This is a genomic window from Paraburkholderia sp. SIMBA_030 (genome assembly GCF_046535245.1).
In the GTDB taxonomy this organism is placed as follows: domain Bacteria; phylum Pseudomonadota; class Gammaproteobacteria; order Burkholderiales; family Burkholderiaceae; genus Paraburkholderia.
In genome coordinates this window covers 1-279 of record NZ_JAWRXB010000334.1, presented here as the reverse complement: position 1 = coordinate 279, position 279 = coordinate 1, and the positions used below count along the sequence as shown (strand labels likewise).

1 protein-coding gene is annotated in these 279 nt (G+C 60.2%); it reads left to right on the top strand.

What is annotated here, in order from left to right; translation table 11 throughout:
* Window positions 1-279: lactate racemase domain-containing protein (locus tag SB772_RS40235; protein ID WP_410838548.1), on the top strand; the 279-nt coding region annotated here is incomplete at both ends.

The following is a 279-nucleotide window of genomic DNA, read 5'->3' as shown; positions in this document are numbered from 1 at the left end:
ATGTCCGCGTCGAAAACCACTATGCCAGAGACGAGGACGCCCATATCGATTTCGGCTTCACCAAAACGCGGAACACGCCGGTCAAGCTCGACCGGCTGTTTGCCGAGGCCGATCTGCGCATCGCGACCGGCCTTGTCGAGCCGCATTTCATGGCCGGCTGGTCGGGCGGGCGAAAGGTCATCGCTCCCGGCGTTGCCCATCACGAAACGATCCGAACGTTCCATTCGGCACGCTTCATGGAAGATCCGTTGGCCGTCCAATGCAATCTGATCGGCAATC